Here is a 25349-nt window from a genome sequence, read left to right as displayed (position 1 = left end):
TTACATAGAAAATTATAAAGTCTATGTTTTAATTTGTCGAAAAGAATGTCTTAATCGATGATTTTGCCTTCGCTTGGTACATATTTTAATACTTCTGCATCGATTTCTTCTAATGATTTACCTACACATTTATGAGAAACAGGTTGCTCGATAACACAGTTATCAGCAAGTTGCATTTCACGCGCACGTTTTGCAGCTACTGTTACAAGTGTATATTTAGAATCGATTTTTGTTAATAATGAATCAATTGATGGATTTAACATAATTATAGACCCTCCGTCATTTCTTTATAATATTTTGCTACTCTTTCGCGGCGGCAATGTTCACCAACCACAATTGCTTTAATTCTTTCACAAGCTAATTCAACTTGATCGTTTTCTACAACATAGTCGTAAGCGTCCATCATTTCGATTTCTTCTTTCGCTACCGTTAAACGATTTTCAATAACATCTTCAGTTTCTGTACCACGGCCGATAATACGGTTCTTTAGTTCAGATAAACTTGGAGGTGCTAAGAAAATAAATACACCTTCTGGGAAAGCTTTCTTAACTTGAATTGCTCCTTGCACTTCAATTTCTAAGAATACATCTTTTCCTTCTTGTAATGTTTTTTCAACATAGTCAATCGGTGTTCCGTAATAATTACCTACGAACTCAGCCCACTCCAGTAATTTTTCATTACGAATCATTTCCTCAAATTCTTCTCTCTCTTTAAAGAAATAATCCACACCATCTACTTCACCTTCACGTGGCTTACGTGTCGTTACTGAAATGGAGTACTGAAAACGTGTATCCTCATGACTAAACAGCTCTTTTCGAACCGTTCCTTTACCAACCCCAGAAGGTCCTGAAAGAACGATGAGCAATCCTCTTCTACTTCTCATAAATATGTAAAACCTACCCTTCCTCACTTAAATCTTCTTTATTATTCAAACGATGTGCAATCGTCTCTGGCTGAATTGGACTTAATACCACATGCCCATCATCCATAACAATAACCGCCCTTGTTTTTCTCCCATACGTAGCATCAAGCAAAGCATTATGTTCGCGTGCTTCCTGTACTGTTCGTTTAATAGGAGCTGACTCCGGACTTACAATAGCAATAATTCGATGAGCAGATACAATATTTCCGTATCCAATATTTAAAAACCGCATGGCCATAGTTTGCGCCTCCTAGTAAGTCTATCCGATTTCTCCACCACGTATAACTTTATATATTTTTTGAAAGCTACTCAATATTTTGTACTTGTTCACGAATTTTTTCAAGGTTATTTTTCATTTCTACAACATATTTTGAAATTGTTAAGTCATTTGCCTTAGAACCAATCGTATTAATTTCTCTATGCATCTCTTGCACGATGAAATCCATTTTCCTTCCAACAGGCTCTTCAATCTGCAGTGTTTCACGAAATTGCTCTAAATGACTTTGCAAACGAACTAACTCTTCGTGAATATCACAACGCTCTGCAAAGATTGCGACTTCTGTTAACAATCTTTGTTCATCTAGATCTTGATTATGTAATTCTTTTAAGCGATTTTCTAATCGTTCACGATATTTTTGTGTAACAATCGGTACATGCGGAATAATTGCATTTACACAATTGTGAATCTCTTGTAAACGATACGCTATATCTTTATGTAATCGTTCTCCTTCGCCATCTCTCATCGTTTTTAACATATGAGCAGCTTGGCGAACAGCCTCATATAAACCGTTCTCAAATTGTTCATTTACATTTTCTACTTCTTCAATCGCTGTTACTTCTGGCATTTCCATTAATTGCTGAAGTGTAATAGAATCTTGTAATTGAAATTTTCCTTTTATATCTTCCATAATCGATTGGTACTGCTCAAGAAGCGACCAATTCACACTTAATTTTCTTTCAACAAGCCCTTCACCCGTTATACTAATAGACACTTCAATGCGTCCACGCCGAACTTGTTCTGCAATTATTTTACGAATTTTTTCTTCAAATATCATCATTTGCTTCGGAAGTCGAATACTCATCTCTAGAAAACGGTGGTTCACCGATTTCATTTCTACTGTAATTTGAAAAGTATCATTTTCCACTTTCGATCTTCCAAATCCTGTCATACTACAAATCATTTTTATCACATCCAAGCCATGAAATAACTCAATGAAAAAGGTAATAGAGACAAGGCTCTACTACCTTCTGTAAATTATATCACATTTTCATATCATTGACTATTTCAAGTTTAATCCCTTCTTATATAATACTGGCTTTTCCTTCTTCCCCTTTTTCCCTGTTAATAAAGAACCTACTAATAAGAAGGTCGGAATTGATGACAAACCTCCAATTAACAACCAATCTCTCGCTTGTATTGGCATTGTACTAAAGATCGGTTGTAGCGGTGGGTAATATATAACCACTAACATTAACAGTAAAGAAATAATAACCGCTCCTACTAAATACACGTTCCCAAACGGATTACGGTGGAAGATAGAATGTTCACTTCGGCAATCAAATACATGAATAAGTTGTGCAAGTACCAACGTCGCAAACGCCACAGTTTGTGCATATTTCAGTTCATTTGGATGTTGATTATATGCAATAATAAACGCCACTAACGTCACTGCTCCAATTAGAAAGCCACGGCTTATAATTTTCCAGGCAAGCCCTCTAGCAAATACCCCTTCTTTCGGATGACGCGGCGTTCTCTTCATAACGTCTCCTTCCGCCTTATCCAATCCTAATGCCATCGCCGGTAATCCGTCAGTCACTAAGTTCACCCATAAAATTTGAATGGGAACCATCGGCAGCGGTAATGCAAGTAACATTGCAAATAACATGACTAAAATTTCTCCTACGTTCGATGCTAATAAATAACGAATAAACTTACGTATATTCTCGTATATATTTCTGCCTTCTTTAATTGCTGATTTAATCGTAGCAAAATTATCATCTAGCAAAACAAGAGAAGAAGCTTCTTTCGCAACGTCTGTCCCTGTAATTCCCATCGCTATCCCAATATCCGCTGTTTTTATAGCCGGAGCATCGTTTACTCCATCACCTGTCATCGCTACTATATGCCCTTTATTTTGCAACGCCTTAACAATCTTCAATTTATGTTCAGGTGATACTCGAGCAAATACATACGTATCTTCTACAACACTTTCTAGTTCCTCTACATCCATATTCGCGAGTTCTACTCCTTCAACAACACGTCCACCAGGTGGTAAAACCCCTAATTGTTCCGCAATTGCCATTGCTGTCACTTTATGATCTCCTGTAATCATCACTGTTCGAATACCAGCTTCTCTGCACTCTTTTACAGCCTGTTCTACCTCTGGTCTTGGCGGATCAATCATTCCCTGTATCCCGACCAACATAAAATCTTTTTCAACGTCTCTTTCATGTTCAATAGAATCTGTTACTTTTAATGGCTTAAATGCAACTGCAATTGTTCGGAGCGCTTGACTACCTAAACTATGAATAGCCGCCTGTACTTCTTTTCTATACAACTCACTTAACGGTTGTTGCTTATCCCCCCATAAAATCGTTTGACTCATTTGCAGGAGGACATCTGGTGCTCCCTTCGTAACAAGAAACTTTTTCCCCTCTCTATCTCGCACAATAACACTCATCATTTTTCGAGTTGAATCGAATGGAAATTCACGAATAATTTCAAATTTCCCTTTCAGTGCCTCACGCGTTATCCCCGCTTTCATTGCTGCAGCTACAAGTGCTCCCTCAGTTGGATCTCCATCTAATACATACGCCTTTTTCTTTTGAATAATATTTGCGTTATTACAAAGTGAACCAAATGTTAGTAGTTGATACAGTGCTTTTGTTTTAGCTGGATCGCATTCTTTTTCACCTTTCAAAAAAGAGCCATTAGGTTCATATCCTTGACCCGTAACTTTCCATAATTCCCCACCTGACCACATATGTGTTACCATCATTTTGTTTTGCGTCATTGTTCCTGTTTTATCAGAGCATATAACAGAAGCGCATCCTAACGTTTCTACCGCTGGTAACTTCCTTACAATTGCTCTCTTTTTAATCATACGCTGTACACCAAGCGATAAAGCTACTGTAACAATTGCTGGTAATCCTTCAGGAATAGCAGCAACAGCTAGCGACACGCCTGCTAAAAACATATGATACACTTCATTCCCTTGATACACACCGGCTAATACAACAAGCGCTGTCAAAATAAGAGCCACAATAATTAATATTTTCCCGAGTTGCTCTAATCTTCTTTGCAGTGGTGTTTCCATTTGCTCTGCATTTTGTAACATATTTGCAATTTGGCCCATCGCTGTATTCATACCAGTTGCTACAACGACCCCTGTTCCAGCTCCTCGTGTAATCATCGTACCCATAAAAGCCATATTTTTTTGATCACCAATTGAAACATCTTGCCCCTGCAGAGCTTCTACCTTCTTCTGCACCGGTACTGACTCTCCTGTCAAAGCTGATTCTTCGATATATAAACTTGATGCCTCAACAAGACGTACATCCGCCCCAATACGATCACCACTAGAAAATTTAATGATATCACCTAAAACAAGTGCTTTAGACGGTGCTTTTACCCAATTTCCATTCCGCATTACAGTAACTTGCGGGGCGGCTAGCTCTTTTAAAGCTTCCAGTGACTTTTCAGCCTTTCTTTCTTGAAAAAAGCCAAGAATACCATTGATAATAACAATCGCAACAATCGCAATAGAATCAATGTATTCACCTAAAAAAGCTGAAACTATTGTTGCACCAAATAAAACAAGTACCATAAAATCTTTAAACTGCGCCAAAAATACCATCAGTGCAGAAGGCCTTTTGGCTTCATCTAATTCATTTGTACCAAATTTTTTTATTCGCCCTTCTGCTTCCTTCTCTGTAAGCCCCACCTTCACATTCGTATTCGTTCTTTCTTCCACTTCGTGTGCGCGCATTCCATACCAGTTCATCCCGCTATCGACCTCCTGATTCCAGACATACTCTATTGAAAGCTTATTCAGCCTCGTCCAAAAAAATGCTATAATTAACTTTTAGTTAGAAAGGAGTGTTCATTTATGGCATTCGATGGATTATTTACAAGAGCAATTACACATGAAATTGCAAATTCTCTTTACACAGGAAGAATTTCCAAAATATATCAACCTTCAAAATACGAGATTTTATTACATATTCGAGCAAACGGAAAAAATCAAAAACTAATTCTTTCCGCTCATCCGACATATGCACGTTTACACTTAACAAATCAAAATTACGATTCACCTGCACTTCCGCCAATGTTTTGTATGCTTCTTCGTAAGCATTTAGAAGGTGGGTTCATTGAAAAAATTGAACAAATTGATTTAGAGCGCATTATTCAAATTACAGTTCGTAGCAGAAATGAAATTGGTGACGAATCGCTAAAAACATTAGTAATTGAAATAATGGGACGACATAGTAACATCATTTTAGTAGATACAAAAACAAACAATATTTTAGATAGCTTAAAACACGTTTCTTTAGCGGTAAACCGACATCGAACTGTATATGCTGGAGCGGAGTACATTGCACCACCAGCACAACATAAAATTAACCCACTCCAGATTGAAACAAATGATGAATTTATTAGACCGCTAGACTTTCTATCTGGAAACATGGATAAACAACTTGTCGGCACCTTTACGGGAATTTCGCCGTTATTCGCAAAAGAAGTAGTGAAAAAAGCAGGTATGGTAAATGAAAAAGCATTAGCGGACGCATTTTTCTCCATACAAAAACCATTACTAACTCATACATATTCACCAACAATGACTACTTCAAATGGGAAAGAATTCTTTTATCTTTTCCCTCTTGCACACTTGCAAGGAGAAGACAAGACATTCTCATCTGTTAGTGAATTGCTAGACCGTTTCTTTTTCGGAAAAGCAGAGCGAGACCGTGTAAAACAGCAAGCTTATGATTTAGAGCGCTTTATGCAAAACGAAAAAAATAAAAATGAGAAGAAACTCATTAAACTAGAAAAAACATTACAAGATGCCGGAAAAGCAGATAAATATCAACTATTTGGAGAACTACTTACAGCCAATATGTACGCTTTGAAAAAAGGTGATAAAGATATTGAAGTCGTTAACTATTACGACGAAAATGGCGGAACTGTAAAAATTACATTAGATCCTTTAAAAACACCATCTGACAATGCACAACGCTATTTCCAAAAGTACCAAAAAGCGAAAAATTCAGTTGTTGTTGTAGAAGAACAAATCGAAAAAACAAATGAAGAAATTCTTTATTTTGATAGCTTACTTCAACAAATGGAAGCTGCTTCTTCAAAAGATATTGAAGAAATTCGCGAGGAATTAGCTGAAGAAGGTTATATGCGCAATCGTAAAGCAAAAAATGCTAAGAAGAAACCAACTAAACCGGTATTAGACAAATATTTAGCTAGTGACGGAACAGAAATTTTCGTCGGTAAAAACAACAAGCAAAACGATTATTTAACAACGAAGTTTGCCCGTCGTGATGAAATTTGGTTACATACGAAAGATATCCCTGGGTCTCATGTTGTCATTCGTTCTCTTGAACCTACCGAAGAAACCGTGTTAGAAGCTGCTAAAATCGCTGCCTATTTCAGTAAAGCAAAAGATTCTAGTTCTGTTCCTGTAGATTTCACCAAAATACGCCATGTCAAAAAACCGAGTGGTGCAAAACTTGGTTTTGTTACGTACGACAATCAGCAAACCGTATATGTAACACCTGATGCTGATACTGTAATGAAATTAAAAGCGTAAATAAAAAATGCGTTGCTTATAAGCAACGCATTTTTTATATTTTTTCAATTTAGTTCCTATATCCATTCAATAACTCAAAACATCTTTCTCCCTTTCAATATTGTCAAAAAAATTGACAGTGTCATTTCACAGTTGTATAAAATTTTTTACAGCATGTAAATAAAGTGCAACTCCAATCAATATTTTTTCATCCCCCTGCTATTTATTGAAGCAATCTGGATTTTATGAACAAACCGTCTCCCACAAATAGCGAGCTATTTTTTATCTCCCCTAAAATATATGTTGTTCCTACTATCTTTTCTTCAAATATATATTTTGGCACACTATTTGCTTTATTCAATACTGTGAATAGGGGGAATTAACATGACTTTAAAAATTAATAAAATCCAAAATCAACTACAAAACTATGAAATTGACGGATTACTGATTACAAAAAAAGAAAATCGCCAATATGCAACAGGCTTTACAGGTAGTGCTGGCGTCGTCTTAATCTCTGCGGATAAAGCTGTTTTTATAACTGATTTTCGCTATGTAGATCAAGCGAAATCACAAATAAAAGATGCTGAAATTATTATGCATAATGGAAATTTAGAAAAAGAAATTGCAAATCAAGTATCGAAATTAAACATTCAAAAACTCGGAATTGAAGAAAACAACATGACATTGCAACAATATAAAAACTTACAAAAATACGTACATGTGGAAATGATTCAAGTGTGCGAAATCATCGAAAATATTCGTATTATTAAAGACACGCCTGAAATAGAAACAATGAAAATTGCAGCTAATATTGCTGACGAAGCATTTCACCACATCCTTACGTTTCTAAAACCAGGAATAAGTGAAAATGATGTACGAGATGAGTTAGAATTTTTCATGCGTAAAAAAGGGGCTACCTCCTCCTCATTTCAAATCATTGTAGCTTCTGGAGTTCGCTCTTCACTTCCTCATGGAGTTGCATCAAATAAAATAATCGAGCGAGGCGACGTCGTTACATTAGATTTCGGTGCACTTTACGACGGATATTGTTCCGATATAACACGTACTGTAGCAATTGGGGAACCATCAGAAGAATTCAAAAAGATATACAATGTTGTACGAGAAGCGTTAAAACGTGGGACGGAAGCAATTAAACCTGGGGAAACTGCGAAAAGTATCGATGATATAACGAGAGATTACATTACTGAGCATGGATACGGCCAATATTTTGGACACTCTACTGGTCATGGTCTTGGGTTAGAAATACATGAACCTCTCCGCTTATCCCAAGAAAGTAAAGCTACTTTAGAAGAAGGTATGGTCGTTACAGTGGAACCAGGCATTTATATACCAAACTGGGGCGGTTGTAGAATTGAAGATGATATTGTCATTACAAAAGACGGATATGAAGTTATTACAAAATCAAATCGGGAACTAATTGTTATTCCTTGTTAAAATCATGACCTTTTTTAAAAGGAGTTTTTCTCTGCACATAGAATTCTTTCTCTGGAGTCATCGTTTAAAGAGGGGGAATTTTAATTGAATTTTGTAATTGATAAAATAGATGGTTTACAAGTTGAATTTTCAAAACTTGTTTCCATGATGAATTACGCTCGCTATACAACAATGCAGGCGGTGGAAGGTTTAACAATTGAAGAACTTGATTATTTATATGATGAGGAAGCAAATTCAATTGGCATGCTTTTGTACCATATGGCCGCTATTGAATTTTACTACCAAATTCATACTTTTGAAGACCGTGAACCAACGGAGGCTGAATTAGAACAGTGGTTACCTGCTATTGAGTTAGGAAATATTGGACGCGAGAAAATAAAAGGAAACCCTATAGAATTTTACATAAACACATTACAAAAAGTACGTTCCAAAACGATCGAGACTTTTCAATCGTTACCTGATGAATGGCTATTTAAAACGACAGAATTTTGGTATGACAAACGAGCGAATAACTATTTTAAGTGGTTTCACGTATTTGAAGATGAAATCAATCATCGCGGACAAATTCGTTTAGTTAAAAAGATGCAAAAATCTCATTCAGTAAAATGAGAAAATGCCACCGAATAAGGTGGCATTTTCTTTTATTCATTAACGAATAACTTTTCGTTTACTTTTTTAGCGACTACCGCTATCGGCATTAAAATACATATTAAATATAGTAATTTCGCGATAAATAACCACCCTTGAAACATTACAATTCCATCTATTATCTCATTTCCTTTCAATAACAAAAAAGGAATCGTGCTAATTATAATGACAAACTCGATGCTGAAAACAATTTTCTTTTTTCTGCTATATGCTTTCCATTCATCCCAGCGATACATAGGAGCAAATATGAATACTCCTATACATAATATAATTGGTACCCATTCACTTTTAAGAAATTGCCCTGAAATAACTGATAATAGTAAACAAACGAGCACACCATAATACCCTATTTTCTCTCTCATTCGTACTCCCCATTCTACTTCTCCTTTAATATGTAACTTACTATGCTTATAACAAATCTTAGTAAAATAACAACTACAATTACAATATAAAGACCCTTCGCAGATGACATCCATTCTTGAAAAATAGACATTTTCTCCATTTGCTTCTGCCCCTCTATTAAAATAATCCCTGCGACAAATGAACAAATAACAATAATGCTGCCTATCATACATCCGATACTTTTCTTACTATATTGTTTCATATCATCCCAGTTATACAACAGTACAAAAACAAACCCGAAAACAGGTATGATACTTATCCATTCATTGTTTGTAAACAGATTTAAAATGATTAATAGACTACAAGATATAATGAATCCCCAAAACCCAATTTTTTTGCGCATAAGCCCTCCATAAATTCCATTTTTAGGATTAATTGTATTGTAACATCCATTTCTACTTCTTACCATTACAGTACATGAAATTTCACTTTTTTTCTTTTTCCTATACTCACATACTTTTACTGCTTTCATACAATAAACTACATGAATGCCTAAAGGATGTGAATGTTATGGGAGTTGAATTAACGCTGTTGCATGCTCTCTATATTCTTTGTTTACTCACTATTATTACTTTTTTTATTCTCCGGAAAGATACGACGATTATTTGTATCGTTTTTATCTTTTTATTAGCATTAACTGCTACAAGTTCTATCCCTCTTGCCGTTAGCGGTATTTTTCAAAGTTTCATTTACGCCATTACTGAGCTATTACCAACTATATTAATCATCTCCATTATCGTATCAATGAGCAATCTACTCGTTCATACTGGCATAAATGATACGATGATTTCACCATTTACAAAGATGATTCGTACCCCTACCCTCGCCTACTGGATTATCGGCCTTTTAATGATGACAATTTCTTTCTTCTTTTGGCCTTCTCCAGCTGTCGCTTTAATGGGAGCTATTTTATTACCCGTGGCTGTACGCGTCGGCCTTCCGCCAATTGGAGTTGCCATTGCTATGAACTTGTTCGGACACGGCATCGCCTTATCTGGTGACTTCGTTATTCAAGGTGCACCGAAATTAACAGCGGATGCTGCTGGTCTCCCTGTTTCCAGCGTTGTTTCTGCCAGTGTTCCCCTCGTTATCGTTATGGGCATTGTGACAACTTCCGTCGCATTTTTCTTCTTACGAAAAGAATTCCATACAGGCTTATCTATACAAGAATCTATCCCATCAACTGAGTCTTCTAAAACACTCACTTCATTATCTCCTCGGACAAAAAAATGGCTCGCTATTTGTATTCCGATCGTATATGCCATCGATATCCTTTGCATGATGCAATTTAAACTACAAGGAAGCGACGCAACTGCACTTATCGGCGGGACGACTGTTATTATGATTATCATTATTTCCCTCATCGCTTACAAAGGAAATGGACTGAATAAAACGACCGATTATTTTATAGAAGGGCTCCAATTTGGATTTAAAATTTTCGGCCCAGTTATTCCAATTGCCGCACTCTTTTATTTAGGAGATAGCGGTTTTGTAAAAATTATCGGAGACTATTTACCGAAAGGTTCACATGGAATCATTAACGACTTAGGGATCGCCTTATCTCAAACTGTTCCTTTAAACCAATATGTATCGGCGGGAACATTAACTATCGTTGGTGTCATTACTGGTTTAGATGGATCTGGATTTTCCGGCATTTCACTTGCTGGTTCGATTGCTAACCTTTTTGGAACAGCACTTGGGCATGGAACAGCTACATTAACAGCACTCGGGCAAATTGCTGCAATCTGGACCGGAGGCGGGACTTTAATTCCTTGGGCGCTTATTCCTGCCGCTGCCATTTGTAAAGTGGATCCATTTGAACTTGCAAGACGAAATTTTTTACCGGTTGTGATTGGCTTAATTGTCACCACAATCGTTGCGATGTTTATCCTATAACATAAGCAAGTGTTCTCTTGCTTATGTTTTTTTATTGTAAAATTCATCATGAATTACTGGCTTTCAAAAGGAGTTATGTATATGTTAGCGAAATTATATTAAGAGAGTATTTATTCCAAAACGTTTACGAGAAACAGATTACTTCCATTAGAAAAGGGGACATAACTATGAATGAATTGATTTTCTTCTTATTAATTTGTCCATTACTTATCTTTATCGTTTCTGTTATTGGAACGCGCAAGACGAAAACGTATTACGTAATGCCTATTGTAACGTTTGCTACTTTTTTAATAATAGGTGTTATCGCCTTTACTCCAAAATTTTTCTTTTGGGTTGGTATGTACAGCATCTTCTCATTTATTGTTTCTTATATGACTCTATTGTTTGTGAGAGGATATGAGATTGCAGAAAGCACTAAGTAGTATTTAGTAAAGAGATTATAATATGATTTTTTTTGATATCGATAGGACTTTACATGAAGTTTTAACAATACTATAAAAAAAACGACCGCGTTCCCCCGCGGCCGTCTTTTTTCGTGCTACGCTGTGATCCAAGCTTCGTTAGCTGGATTTTTACGCCACTCTTGTAATTTCTTCGTTTCAGCTTGTCCGATCATACCCTTTTCTGCTGCAACTTCAGTTAATGCACTGTAATCACTTAAAGAATATGATGCTACGTTCGCCGCTTCTAGCTTTTCTTTTCCTGCTTCTAGCTCGTATGTGAAGATTGATACGATTCCTAATACTTCACAGCCAGCTTCGCGAAGTGCTTCTACACATGTAATTGCACTACCGCCAGTTGAAATTAAGTCTTCTACTACTACAACTTTTTGACCTTTTTCAGCTTTTCCTTCGATTTGATTCCCTTTACCGTGACCTTTTGCTTTACTACGTACGTAGCACATTGGTAAATCCATACGATCACTTACCCATGCAGCGTGCGCAATACCAGCAGTTGCTGTTCCTGCAATAACTTCTACAGTTGGGAAGTGCTCTTTAATTAACTCTTCTAATCCAGCTGCAATCGCTTGACGTACTTTTGGATAAGATAAAGTTAAACGATTATCACAATAAATTGGTGATTTCATACCTGAAGACCAAGTGAATGGATCATTCGGTTGTAAAAATACTGCTCCAATTTCTAATAAATGCGATGCGATTTCTTTTTTCATACTGTTACACCTTCCCACTGTTGTTTTACTGTTTTATACGCTTCAAGCGGATTTTCCGCTTTTGTAATACTACGTCCAACTACGATGTAGCTTGAGCCAAGTTCCCTCGCACGTTTCGGTGTTGCTACGCGCACCTGGTCATTTACATCATCGCTTGCAAGACGAATCCCCGGTGTTACTGTTACAAATTCATTTCCGCATACTTCACGTAATTTCGGAACTTCAAGTGTTGAACAAACAACACCATCAAGTCCACTTTCTTTCGTTAGTTTTGCATAATGAGCAACCGCTTCTTCTAACGTTTTCTCAATGCCAATCTCTTTTTTCATCATAGCTTCCGAAGTGCTTGTTAGTTGTGTAACTGCAATACAAATCGGTCTCTCTTTTCCTTCTTGCTTACCTTCCTCTAATCCCTCAATCGCAGCTTTCATCATACTGCTTCCCCCAGCAGCATGAACATTTACCATATCAACATCTAGACTAGCTAGGCTACGCATAGCGCTTTTTACTGTATTCGGAATATCATGAAGTTTTAAATCTAGGAAGATCTTATGCCCTTTTTCTTTTAAGTACGTAATAATCGCAGGTCCTTCTTTGTAGAATAACTCCATACCAACTTTGACAAATAACTCTTCCCCTTCAAAGTGGTGTAAGAATTGTTCTACATCTTGTTTCCCTGGAAAATCTAGTGCAACGATTAACGACTGTGACATGTTTGCTTCCAGCTCCTTCCTTGACATTCCGAAATGTGATCAAATCCTAATTCATCTAGTAATGCTGGTAATTCTTCAATAATTGTCGGACATACGAATGGATCGATAAAGTTCGCTGTTCCAACTGCAACCGCGCTTGCGCCAGCATAGAAGAATTCAATTACATCTTCCGCAGTTTCAATACCACCCATTCCGATAATCGGAATGTTAACCGCTTGGCTTACTTCATGTACCATACGAATTGCTACTGGCTTAATCGCAGGACCTGATAATCCGCCTGTACGGTTTGCTAAAATTGGTTTAGCTGTTTTTAAATCTAGACGCATACCAAGCAATGTATTAATCATCGTTAAACCGTCCGCACCCGCATTTTCAATTGCTTTTGCAATCTCCACAATGTTTGCCACGTTCGGTGACAATTTCACATATACCGGTACTTCAGAAACCTCTTTTACTCGCTTCGTTAAATCAGCAGCAATTTCAGGATTCGTACCAAAAGCGATACCACCCGTTTTTACGTTTGGACAAGAAATATTTAATTCTAGCGCATGAACATTAGGTGCCTTTGAAATTTCTTTCGCAACTGCTACATAATCCTCAGCTTGTGAGCCAGCAACATTCGCAATAATCGGAAGATCAAATTGCTCGAGAAAAGGTAATTCAGAATTCATTACCTTTTCTAATCCAGGATTTTGAAGCCCGATTGCATTTAGCATTCCGCCTGGTGTTTCCGCAACACGAGGCGTTGGGTTTCCGTAACGAGGCTGTTCTGTTGTCGCTTTAATCATAATTGATCCAAGTACACTTAAATCATAGAACTGTGCATACTCACGACCAAATCCGAAGCAACCAGATGCTGGGATGATTGGATTTTTTAATGATAACCCTGGTAATTCAACTTGCAATCTGTTCATAGTACAACCTCCCCGATTGGAAATACTGGTCCGTCGCTACACACCTTCTTGTAAGAATGTCCACTCGGATCTGCTTGTAAATGGCATACACATGCGAAACATGCTCCAATGCCACAGCCCATACGCTCTTCTAATGAAATGTAGGCTTTTCTCTCTTTATAGCGTCCTTCTAATGCACGAAGCATCGCTAAAGGTCCACATGAGTATAGAATGTCAAAGTCGATTCCATAGCTATCAATTACATCTGTTACAAAGCCTTCTGTACCATGCGTACCATCAACTGTTGCAACATACGTATCACCAAGCTCTGAGAATTTCTCTTCATAGAAGACAACATCTTTCGTTTGGAAACCTAAGATGTGAATAACGCGTACTCCCTTTGCTACAAGACGCTGTGACAATTCATATAGTGGTGGTACACCAATTCCCCCTCCAACTAATAGAGCCGTTTGTCCACCTTCCGCTTCTTCTACAGGAAAACCATGTCCAAGTGGTCCTAACACATCTACAAGTTCGCCTTGTTTTCTTTTCGCTAATGTTTTTGTTCCTTGTCCTTCCGCACGATATAGCATTGTAAATTCGTTCTTGTCTTGATCGACATTACAAATACTAATTGGGCGGCGCAGAAGGGGCGTAATGCCCTCTGCTACCTTAATGTGTACAAACTGCCCTGGATCGTTCATTTGCTGCACTAGATCCCCTTGAAGCACTAATTCGTAAATGTTTTTTGCGATTTCTTTTTGGTTAACGACGATCATATTTTGCTTTTGCATCATGCATGTACCACCTCGTGACGCTTCGTTTGCGTAATTTCTTTCATTGAATGAGCTGAGAATGTCATAGATTCTAGTACTCGTAAGATTGCTCTCGTTGTATCAAGTGATGTTAAGCAAGCCACACCATTTTCTACTGATTCACGGCGAATGCGGAAACCATCACGCGCTGGTTGTTTGCCTTTTGTTAATGTATTGATTACAAACTGTGCTTTTCCTTGACGGATAATATCAAGTAAGTTGTATTCTTCAGAATCAATTTTATTTACAACTTGCACTGGAATGTTTTGCTCTGCTAACGACTGTGCTGTTCCAGCTGTTGCTAATAAGTTATAGCCGATTTCGTGGAAACGTTTTGCAATTTCCATTGCTTCTTCTTTATCTTTATCCGCTACAGTGATGATTACTGATCCGTGCGTTGGGATGTTAATTCCTGAAGCAACTAACCCTTTGTATAATGCTTTTTCAAGTGTTAAGTCTTTACCCATTACTTCCCCTGTTGATTTCATTTCAGGTCCTAATGTTGTATCAACTGAACGTAGCTTCGCAAATGAGAATACCGGTGCTTTTACATACACTTCTTTCTCTTCTGGGTGATAACCAGTTCCATATCCTTGTTCTACAAGATCTTGACCTAAAATAACTTTCGTTGCAACATTCGCCATAGGTACGCCTGTAATTTTACTTAAGAATGGTACTGTACGGCTCGCACGTGGATTTACTTCAATTACATACACTTCATCTTTGAATACTACAAACTGAATGTTTAGTAATCCAACAATGTTTAAACCTTTTCCAAGTGCAATTGTATGTTCAATAATTTGTTCTTTCAGTTTTGCAGATAAGCTTTGCGGTGGATATACTCCGATTGAGTCACCAGAGTGAACTCCAGCGCGTTCAATATGTTCCATAATACCTGGAATGAATACATTCTCACCGTCTGAAATTGCATCTACTTCAATTTCTTTACCAACCATGTAACGATCGATTAATACTGGGTGATCTGCGTGAACTTTAACCGCATTTTTCATGTAGTGCAGCAGTTCTTCTTGACGATATACGATTTCCATCGCGCGTCCACCTAGTACGTAAGATGGTCTTACTAATACTGGGTAACCAATTTTGTCAGCGATTGCTACCGCTTGCTCTACAGTCGTTGCTGTTTTACCAACTGGTTGCGGGATACCAAGTTGTGTTAGTGCTGCTTCAAACTTATCACGATCTTCTGCACGGTCTAAATCTTCAAGTGATGTTCCTAAGATTTTCACACCGTGAGCCTCTAATTTAGCAGCTAAGTTAATTGCCGTTTGTCCACCGAATTGGACGATCACACCTTCTGGCTTTTCTAAATCGATAATGTGCATTACATCTTCGATTGTTAATGGTTCAAAGTATAATTTGTCAGAAATACTAAAGTCTGTTGAAACTGTTTCTGGATTGTTATTAACAATGATTGCCTCATATCCCGCTTCTTTAATTGCCCATACAGAGTGAACTGTTGCATAGTCAAACTCAACACCTTGACCGATACGGATTGGACCAGATCCTAGAACTACTACACTCTTACGATCTGTTCTAACCGATTCATTCTCGTCACCATATGTGCTGTAGTAGTATGGTGTTGCAGATTCAAACTCTGCCGCACAAGTATCTACCATTTTATAAACAGGAGTTATATTGCTTTCTTTACGCATATCGTAAATTTCACGCTCTGTTTTGTTCCAAGCATTGGCGATGTAATGGTCACTGAAGCCCATTTCTTTCGCTGATTGTAATACTTCCATATTTCCTACATTTGCTTTTACTTCGCGTTCCATATTTACGATATTTTCAACTTTTTGTAAGAAGAAGAAGTCCATTTCACACCAATTGTTGATTTCTTCTTTCGTTACACCTTGACGAATTGCTTCTGCTACAATAAACAGTCGCTCATCATCAGCTTTTATAATGCGTTTTTTCATTGTCTCTTTATCAAGCTCTTTTAAATGCTCTAACTCTAAGTGATAAACACCAAGTTCTAAAGAACGAATCGCTTTTAATAATGATTGCTCTAAATTACGTCCGATTGACATAACTTCACCAGTTGCCTTCATTTGTGTACCCAGTGTTCTGTTTGCTGATTCAAACTTATCAAATGGCCAGCGCGGAATTTTTGAAACAACATAGTCTAATGCTGGTTCGAAACAAGCGTATGTTTTTTGTGTTACTGGGTTTATAATTTCATCTAATGTTAAACCGACTGCAATTTTTGCCGCTAGCTTCGCAATTGGATATCCAGTTGCTTTAGATGCTAGTGCAGATGAACGACTTACACGCGGGTTTACTTCGATTACATAGTATTGGAAGCTATGTGGATCAAGTGCAAGCTGAACGTTACATCCACCTTCAATTCCTAATGCACGAATAATTCGTAATGAAGTGTTTCGTAACATTTGATATTCACGGTCACTTAATGTTTGGCTCGGTGCTACAACGATAGAATCACCTGTGTGAACCCCAACTGGATCGATATTTTCCATGTTACATACTACAATCGCGTTATCATTTGAATCACGCATTACTTCATATTCAATTTCCTTACAACCAGCAATGCTCTTTTCTAATAAACATTGTGTTACCGGACTATGTTTTAATCCACCTGATACGATTTCAATTAGTTCTTCTTCATTACTACAGATTCCGCCACCTGTCCCCCCCATTGTAAATGCTGGGCGAACAATAACTGGATATCCAATTTCTTTTACAAATTCATGTGCTTCTTCTAGCGTATGAATAATGGTACTAGATGGAATTGGTTCATTTAATTCCTGCATTAAGGTACGGAATAAATCACGATCCTCCGCTTGCTCGATTGCTGATAATTTTGTTCCTAAAATTTCAACTCCGCACTCTTCAAGTATGCCTGATTTCGCAAGTTCAACAGCCATATTCAGGCCTGTTTGACCACCTAATGTTGGTAAGATTGCATCTGGACGTTCTTTACGAATGATACGGCTTACGAATTCTAGTGTTAATGGTTCTATATATACTTTATCTGCCGTTGCAGTATCTGTCATAATTGTTGCTGGGTTAGAGTTAACAAGGATTACTTTGTAACCTTCTTCTCTAAGAGATTGACAAGCTTGTGTACCAGAGTAGTCAAACTCTGCTGCTTGCCCAATTACAATTGGTCCTGATCCGATTACTAAAATTGTGTTAATGTCTAGGCGTTTTGGCATAACTCTTCCCCTTCTTTCTTGAAGTTTTCAATCATTGCTAAGAAATCTTCGAACAAATCGTTTGCATCTTCTGGTCCTGCAGAAGCTTCTGGATGGTATTGTACTGTAAATGCTGGGAACTTCGTATGACGAAGACCTTCTACTGTTCCATCATTTAAAGCAACATGTGTAATTTCAAGTTCTGTATTTTTAACTGATTCTTCTTCTACTGCGTAACCATGATTTTGAGATGTAATTGCTACTTTTCCAGTTGCAAGATGTTTTACCGGATGGTTTAAACCACGGTGACCGAATTTTAACTTACTTGTATTCGCACCAGATGCTAGAGCGAATAGTTGATGTCCTAAGCAAATTCCGAATAAAGGAACTTTACCGATAATGTTTTTTAACATTTCAATTGCTTCTGGTACATCTTTTGGATCTCCAGGTCCGTTACTTAACATAATTCCATCTGGGCTAAGACGTAAAATTTCTTCTGCTGTTGTATTGTAAGGTACTACAATTACATCACAGTCACGTTTATTTAATTCTCGTAAAATACCATGTTTCATTCCGAAGTCTACAAGTACAACTCGGTGTCCACGGCCTGGGCTTGGGTATGGATCTTTCGTTGATACGCGTTTCACGTGATCTGTAAATACTGTCGCTTTTAATTGGCTCACGATGTATTCTACATCTGCATCCATGTTACATAGACGTCCACGTAATGTACCGTATTGACGAATTTTTCTCGTTAATTTTCTTGTATCAATTCCTGCTAACCCTGGGATATTTCTTTCTTTTAAGTAATCATTTAACGAAATTTCATTACGGAAGTTTGATGGATGATCACAAATTTCGTTTACGATTAAACCATTTACAGATGGGTGAATCGATTCAAAATCGTCACGGTTGATGCCGTAGTTTCCGATTAATGGGTACGTGAATGTTACGATTTGACCGCAATATGATGGATCAGATAATGTTTCTTGATATCCAGTCATTCCTGTTGTAAATACAACCTCACCTGACTTTTCAATTTCTCCTCCGAAACCTTTTCCAATTAATACTGTTCCATCTTCTAAGATAAGTTGTCTTTTCATACTAATGCACTCTCCTTTTGCCATGCGATCTTACCACCAACGATTGTCATTACCGGCCATCCTTGGCATTTCCAACCTGCGAATGGTGTATTTTTTCCTTTTGATAAGAATGTTGTTGGGTCAATCTCTTCTTCTTGTTCTAAATCAATGATTGTAATATCAGCTGTTCTACCTTCTTTCAGGCGACCTGCTTCTAAGCCGAATGTATCAGCTGGTTTTTCTGTTAAGAATTGAATTAACTGCTCTAATGTAATAATTCCTTTTTTCACAAGGTTTGTGTATAGAAGTGGGAATGCTGTTTCAAAACCAGTAATTCCGAATGGTGCTCTTTCAATTCCTTGCGCTTTCTCTTCCGCTGTATGCGGTGCATGGTCAGTTGCGATCATATCGATCGTTCCATCTAGTAATCCTTCAATTAGTGCTGCGTGATCTTCTTTTCCACGAAGCGGTGGGTTCATTTTAAAGTTAGGATCAGCTGATGGGATATCCTCTTCACATAACACTAAGTGATGAGGTGTTACTTCTGCTGTTACTTTAATTCCAGCGCGTTTCGCATCTCGAATTACGCGTACAGAACCTTTCGTACTTACGTGACATACGTGATAGTGACAATCTGCCGCTTCAGCAAGCAGTATATCCCTTGCAATATGTACAGATTCACATACTGATGGGATACCGTTTAATCCGTGTTTCTCAGAAAACTTCCCTTCATGTACACAACCTTTATTAATAAGAGTATTCTCTTCACAGTGCGCAACTACTGCCATATTTAATTTCGCTGCACGCTTCATAGCAGCTAACATCATGCTAGCATCTTGTACGCCTACACCGTCATCAGTGAAAGCAAATGCTCCAAGTTCTTTTAATGTTTCGAAATCTGTCATTTCAGAACCAGCTTGGCGTACTGTAATTGCTCCGTATGGTAGTACGTTGACATGCGCTTTTTCTTTAATACGATTTTGCAAGTCTTCCATATGTTCTCTGCAATCTGGTACTGGGCGTGTATTTGGCATTGCACAAATTGTAGTGAATCCACCTTTTGCCGCTGCTAGTGTACCTGTTTCAATTGTTTCTTTATGTTCACCACCTGGTTCACGAAGATGTACGTGTACATCTACTAATCCAGGTGCGATTAACTTTCCGTTCACATCGATTACTTCAGCATTATCTGCCGTAATATTTTCTGCTACCTTAGCGATTTTACCGTCTTGTACGAGAAGATCTGTTGCTACGATTTTTCCTTCTTCATTCATATAACGACCATTTTTAAACAAGTAATTCATGTTTCATTCCTCCTAATACATTTGGTAAGGCGCGTTTTAGTACAGCCATTCTTACGTAAACTCCATTTTCCATTTGTTTAAATATGCGTGAACGCTCACACTCAACAAGTTCACTTGCAATTTCAACATCACGGTTTACAGGAGCTGGATGCATAATAATGCTTCCTTCTTTCATACGCTTTTCTCTTTCCACTGTTAATCCGTGTTTCTCATGATACTCTTTCATAATGTCTGTTTCATAATGATCATGACGCTCATGTTGTACACGAAGTAACATCATTACATCCACTTCTGGAACAAGTTCATCTAATGGTTTGTATGTTCCAAACGTGCTGTCTTCATCTTTCCACTCTTCTGGACTTGCAAAGTAAATTGTTGCACCCAGTTTCGTTAATGCTTCTGCATTAGAACGTGCTACTCGGCTATGACGAACATCTCCTACTATCGCAATCTTTAATCCTTCAAATCTTCCAAACTCTTGTTTAATTGTAAGAAGATCGAGTAGGCACTGCGTTGGATGGTTTCCACATCCATCTCCAGCGTTTAAGATTGGGATATTTACCTGTTCTTTTAGTTCATCGAAGTAGCGATCTTGCTCATGGCGGACGATCACCGCTTTTGTTCCGATTGATTCTAGTGTTCTTATCGTATCGTATAAAGTTTCTCCTTTTTGTACGCTAGATGCATCCGCTGAAAAGTTTAAAACTTCAAGTCCTAATCTCTTCTCAGCAACTTCAAAGCTAAATCTCGTTCTCGTACTATTCTCAAAGAACAAGTTCGCAACAAAAGTTTGCTCTGTCGTTTTGCTCTCTTTTCCATTCGCGAAATCTTCTGCGTCTTTTAGGATTTCTGAAATTTCTACTTCCGATAATTCACTCATCGTTAACAAATGGCTCATCGTCATCCCTCATCTTTCTGATTTTTATGTTACCACTTTTGTATTTTTATAACAACTTTCGCATAAAAATACCCTAGTCGTGTGAGACTAGGGTGCAAGGAAGAAGCCACCCTTTCCGGTCTCACAGGACTGAATTAAAAGGTTGTTATTATGAAGCAATCTGCTTAGCTTGTTTTATTTGTTTCGTTTCCGGTAGTAGTAGATTTAACAGTACACCTACAATTGCTGCTAGTGCCATTCCTTCTACTTGGAACGATTCTCCTACATGAAGTACCGCTCCACCAATACCGATTACTAGTATTACTGATGCAATCATTAAGTTTCGTTTGTCACTTAGGTCTGTTTTATCATCTACCATCATGCGTAATCCGCTTGATGCGATTACACCGAATAGTAAGATTGATACTCCGCCCATAACCGGTGTTGGTATGGAGTGAATCAGCGCGGAAATCTTACCGATAAAACCAAACATAATTGCGAATACTGCTGATCCGATGAATAAGTATACGCTGTAAGCTCTCGTAATTGCTAGCACACCGATATTTTCACCATACGTTGTATTCGGTGGTCCACCTATTAGTGATGCAATCAATGTTGCTATTCCATCACCGAAGATTGAGCGATGTAAACCTGGTTTTTCAATTAAATCTCTTTTAATAACATTTCCAAGTACAATTTGATGTCCGATATGTTCTGAAATTGTTACTAGTGCAACTGGTACCATCAAGAGTACAATCTTCCACGAAAACTCCGGAGTATATGTTACAAATGGTACTGTGAAATCTGGTACAACAAACCATTTTGCCTCAGCTACCGGCTTTAAGTTTACTAGCCCTTGGAAGTAAGCAAAGATATATCCGCCGATAATGCCCAGTAACACTGGTATGATACTGAAAAATCCTCTTCCGAATATAGAGCAGATAATTGTAATTGCTAATGTTACTAATGCTACTGAAAAGTGTGTAAAGCTATATTTGCCATCCACACCGTTCATCGCCATGTTAACTGCTGTATGTGCTAAAGCTAGACCGATTACCATTACGACTGGACCAACTACGATTGGCGGAAGTAATTTCATAATCCACTCTGATCCTGACTTCTTAATTCCGAGTGAGATTAAGATGTACACAAGTCCTGCAAACAAACCACCGAGCATTGCTGCTCCAGGTCCACCTGCTGTTTTCGCTGTTATAATCGGTGCGATAAAGGCGAATGATGATCCTAGATAGGCAGGTACTTGACCTTTCGTTATAAGAAGAAACGCTAGCGTTCCTAATCCACTTGATATTAATGCTACTGACGGATTCAATCCTGTTAAAAACGGAACAAGCACTGTTGATCCAAACATCGCGAACAAATGTTGTATACTTAAAAATAACCATTTTCCCGGTTTCGGTACTTCATTAACGTCTAACACTGGCTTTTGTTCCATTGTTACATCCTCCTTCAGTTTAAATCTTTGCAATAAAAAAACTCTTTGTGCCTGTGCACAAAGAGTCCTACACTTTCGTATGCCAAATTTGACATATGAAAGCCAAGACCCTTTGGCAGCCTCACAGGACTACATTTAAAAGGGCTTTACTTATCGTATATGCTTACTCGATCTTGTTGATCTGTCTCTTGCAAATCAACTTCGATACGCTCTTCACTTGATGTTGGAATGTTCTTTCCTACATAATCAGCGCGAATTGGTAGTTCACGATGACCTCTATCAACAAGAACCGCCAGTTGGATTTGTGATGGTCTACCTAAATCCATAAGAGCATCCATTGCCGCTCGAACTGTTCTTCCTGTATATAATACATCATCCACAAGGATAACTTTTTTCTTCGTAATATCTACAGGGATATCAGAACCTTTTACAAGTGGTTCTTCATTTTTCGATTGTAGTGTTAGATCATCACGATATAACGTAATATCTAGCTCTCCAACTTCCATTTCTTTTCCTTCAATTTGACCAATTCGTTCTGCCAAACGTTGTGCAATAAAAATTCCACGAGTTTTAATTCCGACAAGAACACAATTATCGACACCTTTATTTCGTTCCACGATTTCATGACTAATTCGTGTTAAAGCGCGGCGAATCATTTGGTCATCTAAAACGACAGCTTTCTCTTGCATGCTCTACACCTCCAAGCTTTTTTCTTGCGTGAGAGTAATGGTATAAAAAAAGTCCTCTCAGCGTGTGCGAGAGGACTTTTGAAAAAAGGGTACAGCATACCCTATGTATTTCAAACCGTTACCTTCTCAACCTCACGGGGCTGTGTTAAAGGATCATTATTTAACTGTTGTCAGTATCTCAGTTTTCTTATGATTTGTCAATACTATTTCCGTAAAATATTTAATGCGTCTTCAAACACTTCTGGAATCGGTGCCTCAAACTGAATATATTCACCAGTACGAGGATGGTCAAACCCTAAAATACCTGCGTGAAGTGCTTGTCCATTCATGTCTAATGTTTTCTTCGGACCATACTTCGGATCTCCTGCAAGTGGATAGCCAATATATTTCATATGAACACGAATTTGGTGCGTACGTCCCGTTTCTAAGCGACATTCTACAAGTGTAAAATCTTTAAAGCGTTCTAACACCTGGAAGTGTGTAACAGCATTCTTACCATTTTCATCAACTGTCATGCTTTGACGTTCTTTCTTATCGCGACCAATTGGCGCATCGATCGTTCCTTTATCATGCGGAATCACACCGTGTACAATCGCTTTGTAACGTCTTGTTACTGTTTTTGCTACAAGTTGATTTACAAGTGACTCATGCGCCACATCATTTTTAGCAACCATTAATAGTCCAGATGTATCTTTATCAATACGATGCACAATACCAGGACGCATTACACCGTTAATACCTGACAGGTCTGTACAATGGTGCATAAGTCCGTTTACAAGCGTACCGCTTGTATGCCCTGGAGCTGGATGTACAACCATACCACGTGGCTTATTTACAACGAGTACATCTGCATCTTCATAATAAATTTCTAAGCCCATATCTTCTGCTTGGATATCTAACTCTTCTGGATCAGGAATCGTTACTGTAATTTCATCGTTTTCTTTAACTTTATAATTCACTTTTACCGATTTTCCATTAACTGTAACGACATCATCTTTAATCCATTGTTGTACTTGTGAACGTGACCATTCACTGTTTATTTCTGCAACGAATTTATCAATTCGCTCACTTTTTTGTTCTTCTGCAACTGTTACTTGTACTACTTCACTCATTCAATTACTCCTTCGTTTTCTTGCCTTCTAATAATGTTTGAATAATAATTAATACAACACCAATACATAATGCTGAATCAGCTATATTGAATACTGGATAGTTGTACGAGAAAATATACACGTGAATGAAATCCACTACTTCTTGTCTAAATACACGATCAATGAAATTACCAATTGCTCCGCCTAATATTAGACCTAATGAAATCCCTAGAAGTTTGTCTGTTTTCGCATATTTTTGCATATAAATTACGATAAATACTACAAAAACGACTGTAATAATGTAGAAAAACCACATTTTATTTTCTAAAATCCCCCAGGCAGCTCCTCTATTTCGATGTGATGTTATGTATAATACATTATCGATAATCGGAATGCTCGTACCCAATTCCATGTTCTTTACAATTAGCCATTTCGATATTTGATCGATGGCAATGACAAATAACGCTATTACATAATATATCATTTTCATTTCCCCCACAAAGACAGTGTACCTCAAAATTTTAGCATAGCTGCAACCTTTTCACAATGAACCTTTATAGAAGAATAAAATAAATTAAAAAAAGGTAACATAATATCGTTGTGCGCATTCATACATTTACTTTTTCATAGAAAAATTCATGAATGGTACGGGCAGTCGGCATCGTCTTCATTTGTTTTACCGAAATTGCTCTCCCCGTTTCTTCACAAATACCATACATATCTATTTCCATTTTAAATAATGCACGTTCTACATCTTTTAAGTCCTCTTTTATATCATGTAATAGGAGTTTTTTCTTTATCTCTTCCTTAATTTCATATCCAAGCTCTTCGCTAAACTCTGTATCATATTTGTGCATGACCTCTTTAGCTAGCCTCTCTTGTAACTCTTTTCGCATCAATTGCAATTCTTCTTTGATTTCCATATACATTTCATTCACGTGTACATTCCTCCCAGCTGCAATGT

25 protein-coding genes are annotated in these 25349 nt (G+C 37.6%); 5 read left to right on the top strand and 20 right to left on the bottom strand.

Annotated elements, in window-relative coordinates; genetic code table 11:
• Positions 1-50: 50 nt before the first annotated feature.
• From rpoZ to DN394_RS04220, 5 genes are all read right to left on the bottom strand, one after another.
• Positions 51-263: a DNA-directed RNA polymerase subunit omega gene (rpoZ, locus tag DN394_RS04240; RefSeq protein WP_000933965.1), complete on the bottom strand. Its 213-nt coding sequence runs from the start codon at positions 261-263 to the stop codon at positions 51-53.
• A 2-nt stretch (positions 264-265) separates the two neighbouring features.
• Positions 266-883, bottom strand: a complete 618-nt coding sequence (gmk, locus tag DN394_RS04235) for a guanylate kinase (RefSeq protein WP_137050962.1) — start codon at positions 881-883, stop codon at positions 266-268.
• A 13-nt stretch (positions 884-896) separates the two neighbouring features.
• Complete coding sequence (gene remA / locus DN394_RS04230) at positions 897-1160, bottom strand: extracellular matrix/biofilm regulator RemA (protein WP_001251456.1); 264 nt, start codon at positions 1158-1160, stop codon at positions 897-899.
• A 67-nt stretch (positions 1161-1227) separates the two neighbouring features.
• The gene (locus DN394_RS04225; RefSeq protein WP_000563111.1) at positions 1228-2103 is read right to left on the bottom strand and encodes a YicC/YloC family endoribonuclease; all 876 of its coding nucleotides are present in this window, start codon (positions 2101-2103) and stop codon (positions 1228-1230) included.
• A 99-nt stretch (positions 2104-2202) separates the two neighbouring features.
• A complete protein-coding gene (locus tag DN394_RS04220) occupies positions 2203-4926 on the bottom strand; it encodes a calcium-translocating P-type ATPase, SERCA-type (protein WP_048546043.1) in 2724 nt (907 codons plus the stop codon).
• Between the two features lie 105 nt (positions 4927-5031).
• On the opposite strand from DN394_RS04220, the gene DN394_RS04215 reads away from it, so the two are divergent.
• From DN394_RS04215 to DN394_RS04205, 3 genes are all read left to right on the top strand, one after another.
• Positions 5032-6741: an Rqc2 family fibronectin-binding protein gene (locus DN394_RS04215; protein WP_000863260.1), complete on the top strand. Its 1710-nt coding sequence runs from the start codon at positions 5032-5034 to the stop codon at positions 6739-6741.
• 363 nt (positions 6742-7104) lie between these two features.
• Positions 7105-8175: a M24 family metallopeptidase gene (locus tag DN394_RS04210; RefSeq protein ID WP_000172796.1), complete on the top strand. Its 1071-nt coding sequence runs from the start codon at positions 7105-7107 to the stop codon at positions 8173-8175.
• A gap of 84 nt (positions 8176-8259) precedes the next feature.
• Positions 8260-8784 (top strand): DinB family protein, encoded by a 525-nt coding sequence (locus DN394_RS04205; RefSeq protein WP_088123302.1) that lies wholly within the window; start codon positions 8260-8262, stop codon positions 8782-8784.
• Positions 8785-8816: 32 nt separating this feature from the next.
• On the opposite strand, the gene DN394_RS04200 is transcribed toward DN394_RS04205, so the two are convergent.
• Positions 8817-9185: a YoqO family protein gene (locus DN394_RS04200; protein ID WP_097917873.1), complete on the bottom strand. Its 369-nt coding sequence runs from the start codon at positions 9183-9185 to the stop codon at positions 8817-8819.
• A 14-nt stretch (positions 9186-9199) separates the two neighbouring features.
• Positions 9200-9634: a YoqO family protein gene (locus DN394_RS04195; RefSeq protein ID WP_097917898.1), complete on the bottom strand. Its 435-nt coding sequence runs from the start codon at positions 9632-9634 to the stop codon at positions 9200-9202.
• Positions 9635-9735: 101 nt separating this feature from the next.
• On the opposite strand from DN394_RS04195, the gene DN394_RS04190 reads away from it, so the two are divergent.
• Positions 9736-11121 (top strand): membrane protein, encoded by a 1386-nt coding sequence (locus DN394_RS04190; RefSeq protein WP_046957413.1) that lies wholly within the window; start codon positions 9736-9738, stop codon positions 11119-11121.
• 167 nt (positions 11122-11288) lie between these two features.
• Positions 11289-11543 carry a YbeF family protein gene (locus DN394_RS04185; RefSeq protein ID WP_097917872.1) on the top strand — a complete coding sequence of 85 codons (255 nt, stop codon included), beginning with the start codon at positions 11289-11291 and terminating at the stop codon, positions 11541-11543.
• Between the two features lie 116 nt (positions 11544-11659).
• Here the strand turns inward: DN394_RS04185 and pyrE are convergent, their stop codons facing one another.
• From pyrE to DN394_RS04120, 13 genes are all read right to left on the bottom strand, one after another.
• A complete protein-coding gene (gene pyrE / locus DN394_RS04180; protein WP_000711449.1) occupies positions 11660-12292 on the bottom strand; it encodes an orotate phosphoribosyltransferase in 633 nt (210 codons plus the stop codon).
• Positions 12289-13005 (bottom strand): orotidine-5'-phosphate decarboxylase, encoded by a 717-nt coding sequence (gene pyrF / locus DN394_RS04175; RefSeq protein WP_000083488.1) that lies wholly within the window; start codon positions 13003-13005, stop codon positions 12289-12291. The genes pyrE and pyrF overlap by 4 nt, the downstream gene beginning before the upstream one ends.
• Positions 12990-13919, bottom strand: a complete 930-nt coding sequence (gene pyrD, locus DN394_RS04170; RefSeq protein WP_001081053.1) for a dihydroorotate oxidase B catalytic subunit — start codon at positions 13917-13919, stop codon at positions 12990-12992. The genes pyrF and pyrD overlap by 16 nt, the downstream gene beginning before the upstream one ends.
• Positions 13916-14695 carry a dihydroorotate oxidase B electron transfer subunit gene (gene pyrK, locus DN394_RS04165; protein ID WP_097917871.1) on the bottom strand — a complete coding sequence of 260 codons (780 nt, stop codon included), beginning with the start codon at positions 14693-14695 and terminating at the stop codon, positions 13916-13918. Before pyrK ends, pyrD begins: the two co-directional genes overlap by 4 nt.
• Positions 14692-17910: a carbamoyl-phosphate synthase large subunit gene (gene carB / locus DN394_RS04160; RefSeq protein ID WP_046957415.1), complete on the bottom strand. Its 3219-nt coding sequence runs from the start codon at positions 17908-17910 to the stop codon at positions 14692-14694. The genes pyrK and carB overlap by 4 nt, the downstream gene beginning before the upstream one ends.
• The gene (locus DN394_RS04155) at positions 17895-18992 is read right to left on the bottom strand and encodes a carbamoyl phosphate synthase small subunit (RefSeq protein WP_000828673.1); all 1098 of its coding nucleotides are present in this window, start codon (positions 18990-18992) and stop codon (positions 17895-17897) included. The genes carB and DN394_RS04155 overlap by 16 nt, the downstream gene beginning before the upstream one ends.
• Positions 18989-20275 carry a dihydroorotase gene (pyrC, locus tag DN394_RS04150; RefSeq protein ID WP_098208799.1) on the bottom strand — a complete coding sequence of 429 codons (1287 nt, stop codon included), beginning with the start codon at positions 20273-20275 and terminating at the stop codon, positions 18989-18991. Before pyrC ends, DN394_RS04155 begins: the two co-directional genes overlap by 4 nt.
• Positions 20259-21173 carry an aspartate carbamoyltransferase gene (gene pyrB / locus DN394_RS04145; RefSeq protein ID WP_000018865.1) on the bottom strand — a complete coding sequence of 305 codons (915 nt, stop codon included), beginning with the start codon at positions 21171-21173 and terminating at the stop codon, positions 20259-20261. Before pyrB ends, pyrC begins: the two co-directional genes overlap by 17 nt.
• Positions 21174-21321: 148 nt before the next feature.
• Entirely contained in the window at positions 21322-22605 is a 1284-nt protein-coding gene (gene uraA, locus DN394_RS04140; protein ID WP_149293640.1) for a uracil permease, read from the bottom strand.
• A gap of 146 nt (positions 22606-22751) precedes the next feature.
• A complete protein-coding gene (gene pyrR / locus DN394_RS04135) occupies positions 22752-23294 on the bottom strand; it encodes a bifunctional pyrimidine operon transcriptional regulator/uracil phosphoribosyltransferase (RefSeq protein WP_001156490.1) in 543 nt (180 codons plus the stop codon).
• A gap of 203 nt (positions 23295-23497) precedes the next feature.
• Positions 23498-24406: an RluA family pseudouridine synthase gene (locus DN394_RS04130; RefSeq protein ID WP_000005846.1), complete on the bottom strand. Its 909-nt coding sequence runs from the start codon at positions 24404-24406 to the stop codon at positions 23498-23500.
• Positions 24407-24410: 4 nt separating this feature from the next.
• The gene (gene lspA / locus DN394_RS04125; protein WP_000642186.1) at positions 24411-24869 is read right to left on the bottom strand and encodes a lipoprotein signal peptidase LspA; all 459 of its coding nucleotides are present in this window, start codon (positions 24867-24869) and stop codon (positions 24411-24413) included.
• A 124-nt stretch (positions 24870-24993) separates the two neighbouring features.
• The gene (locus tag DN394_RS04120) at positions 24994-25323 is read right to left on the bottom strand and encodes a TraR/DksA C4-type zinc finger protein (RefSeq protein ID WP_001004658.1); all 330 of its coding nucleotides are present in this window, start codon (positions 25321-25323) and stop codon (positions 24994-24996) included.
• Positions 25324-25349: the final 26 nt, after the last annotated feature.

It is taken from the genome of Bacillus sp. BB081 (assembly GCF_008368895.1).
GTDB lineage: Bacteria > Bacillota > Bacilli > Bacillales > Bacillaceae_G > Bacillus_A > Bacillus_A wiedmannii.
The sequence above is the reverse complement of the archived record's forward strand: the minus strand, read 5'-3'. Positions and strand labels throughout refer to the sequence as shown.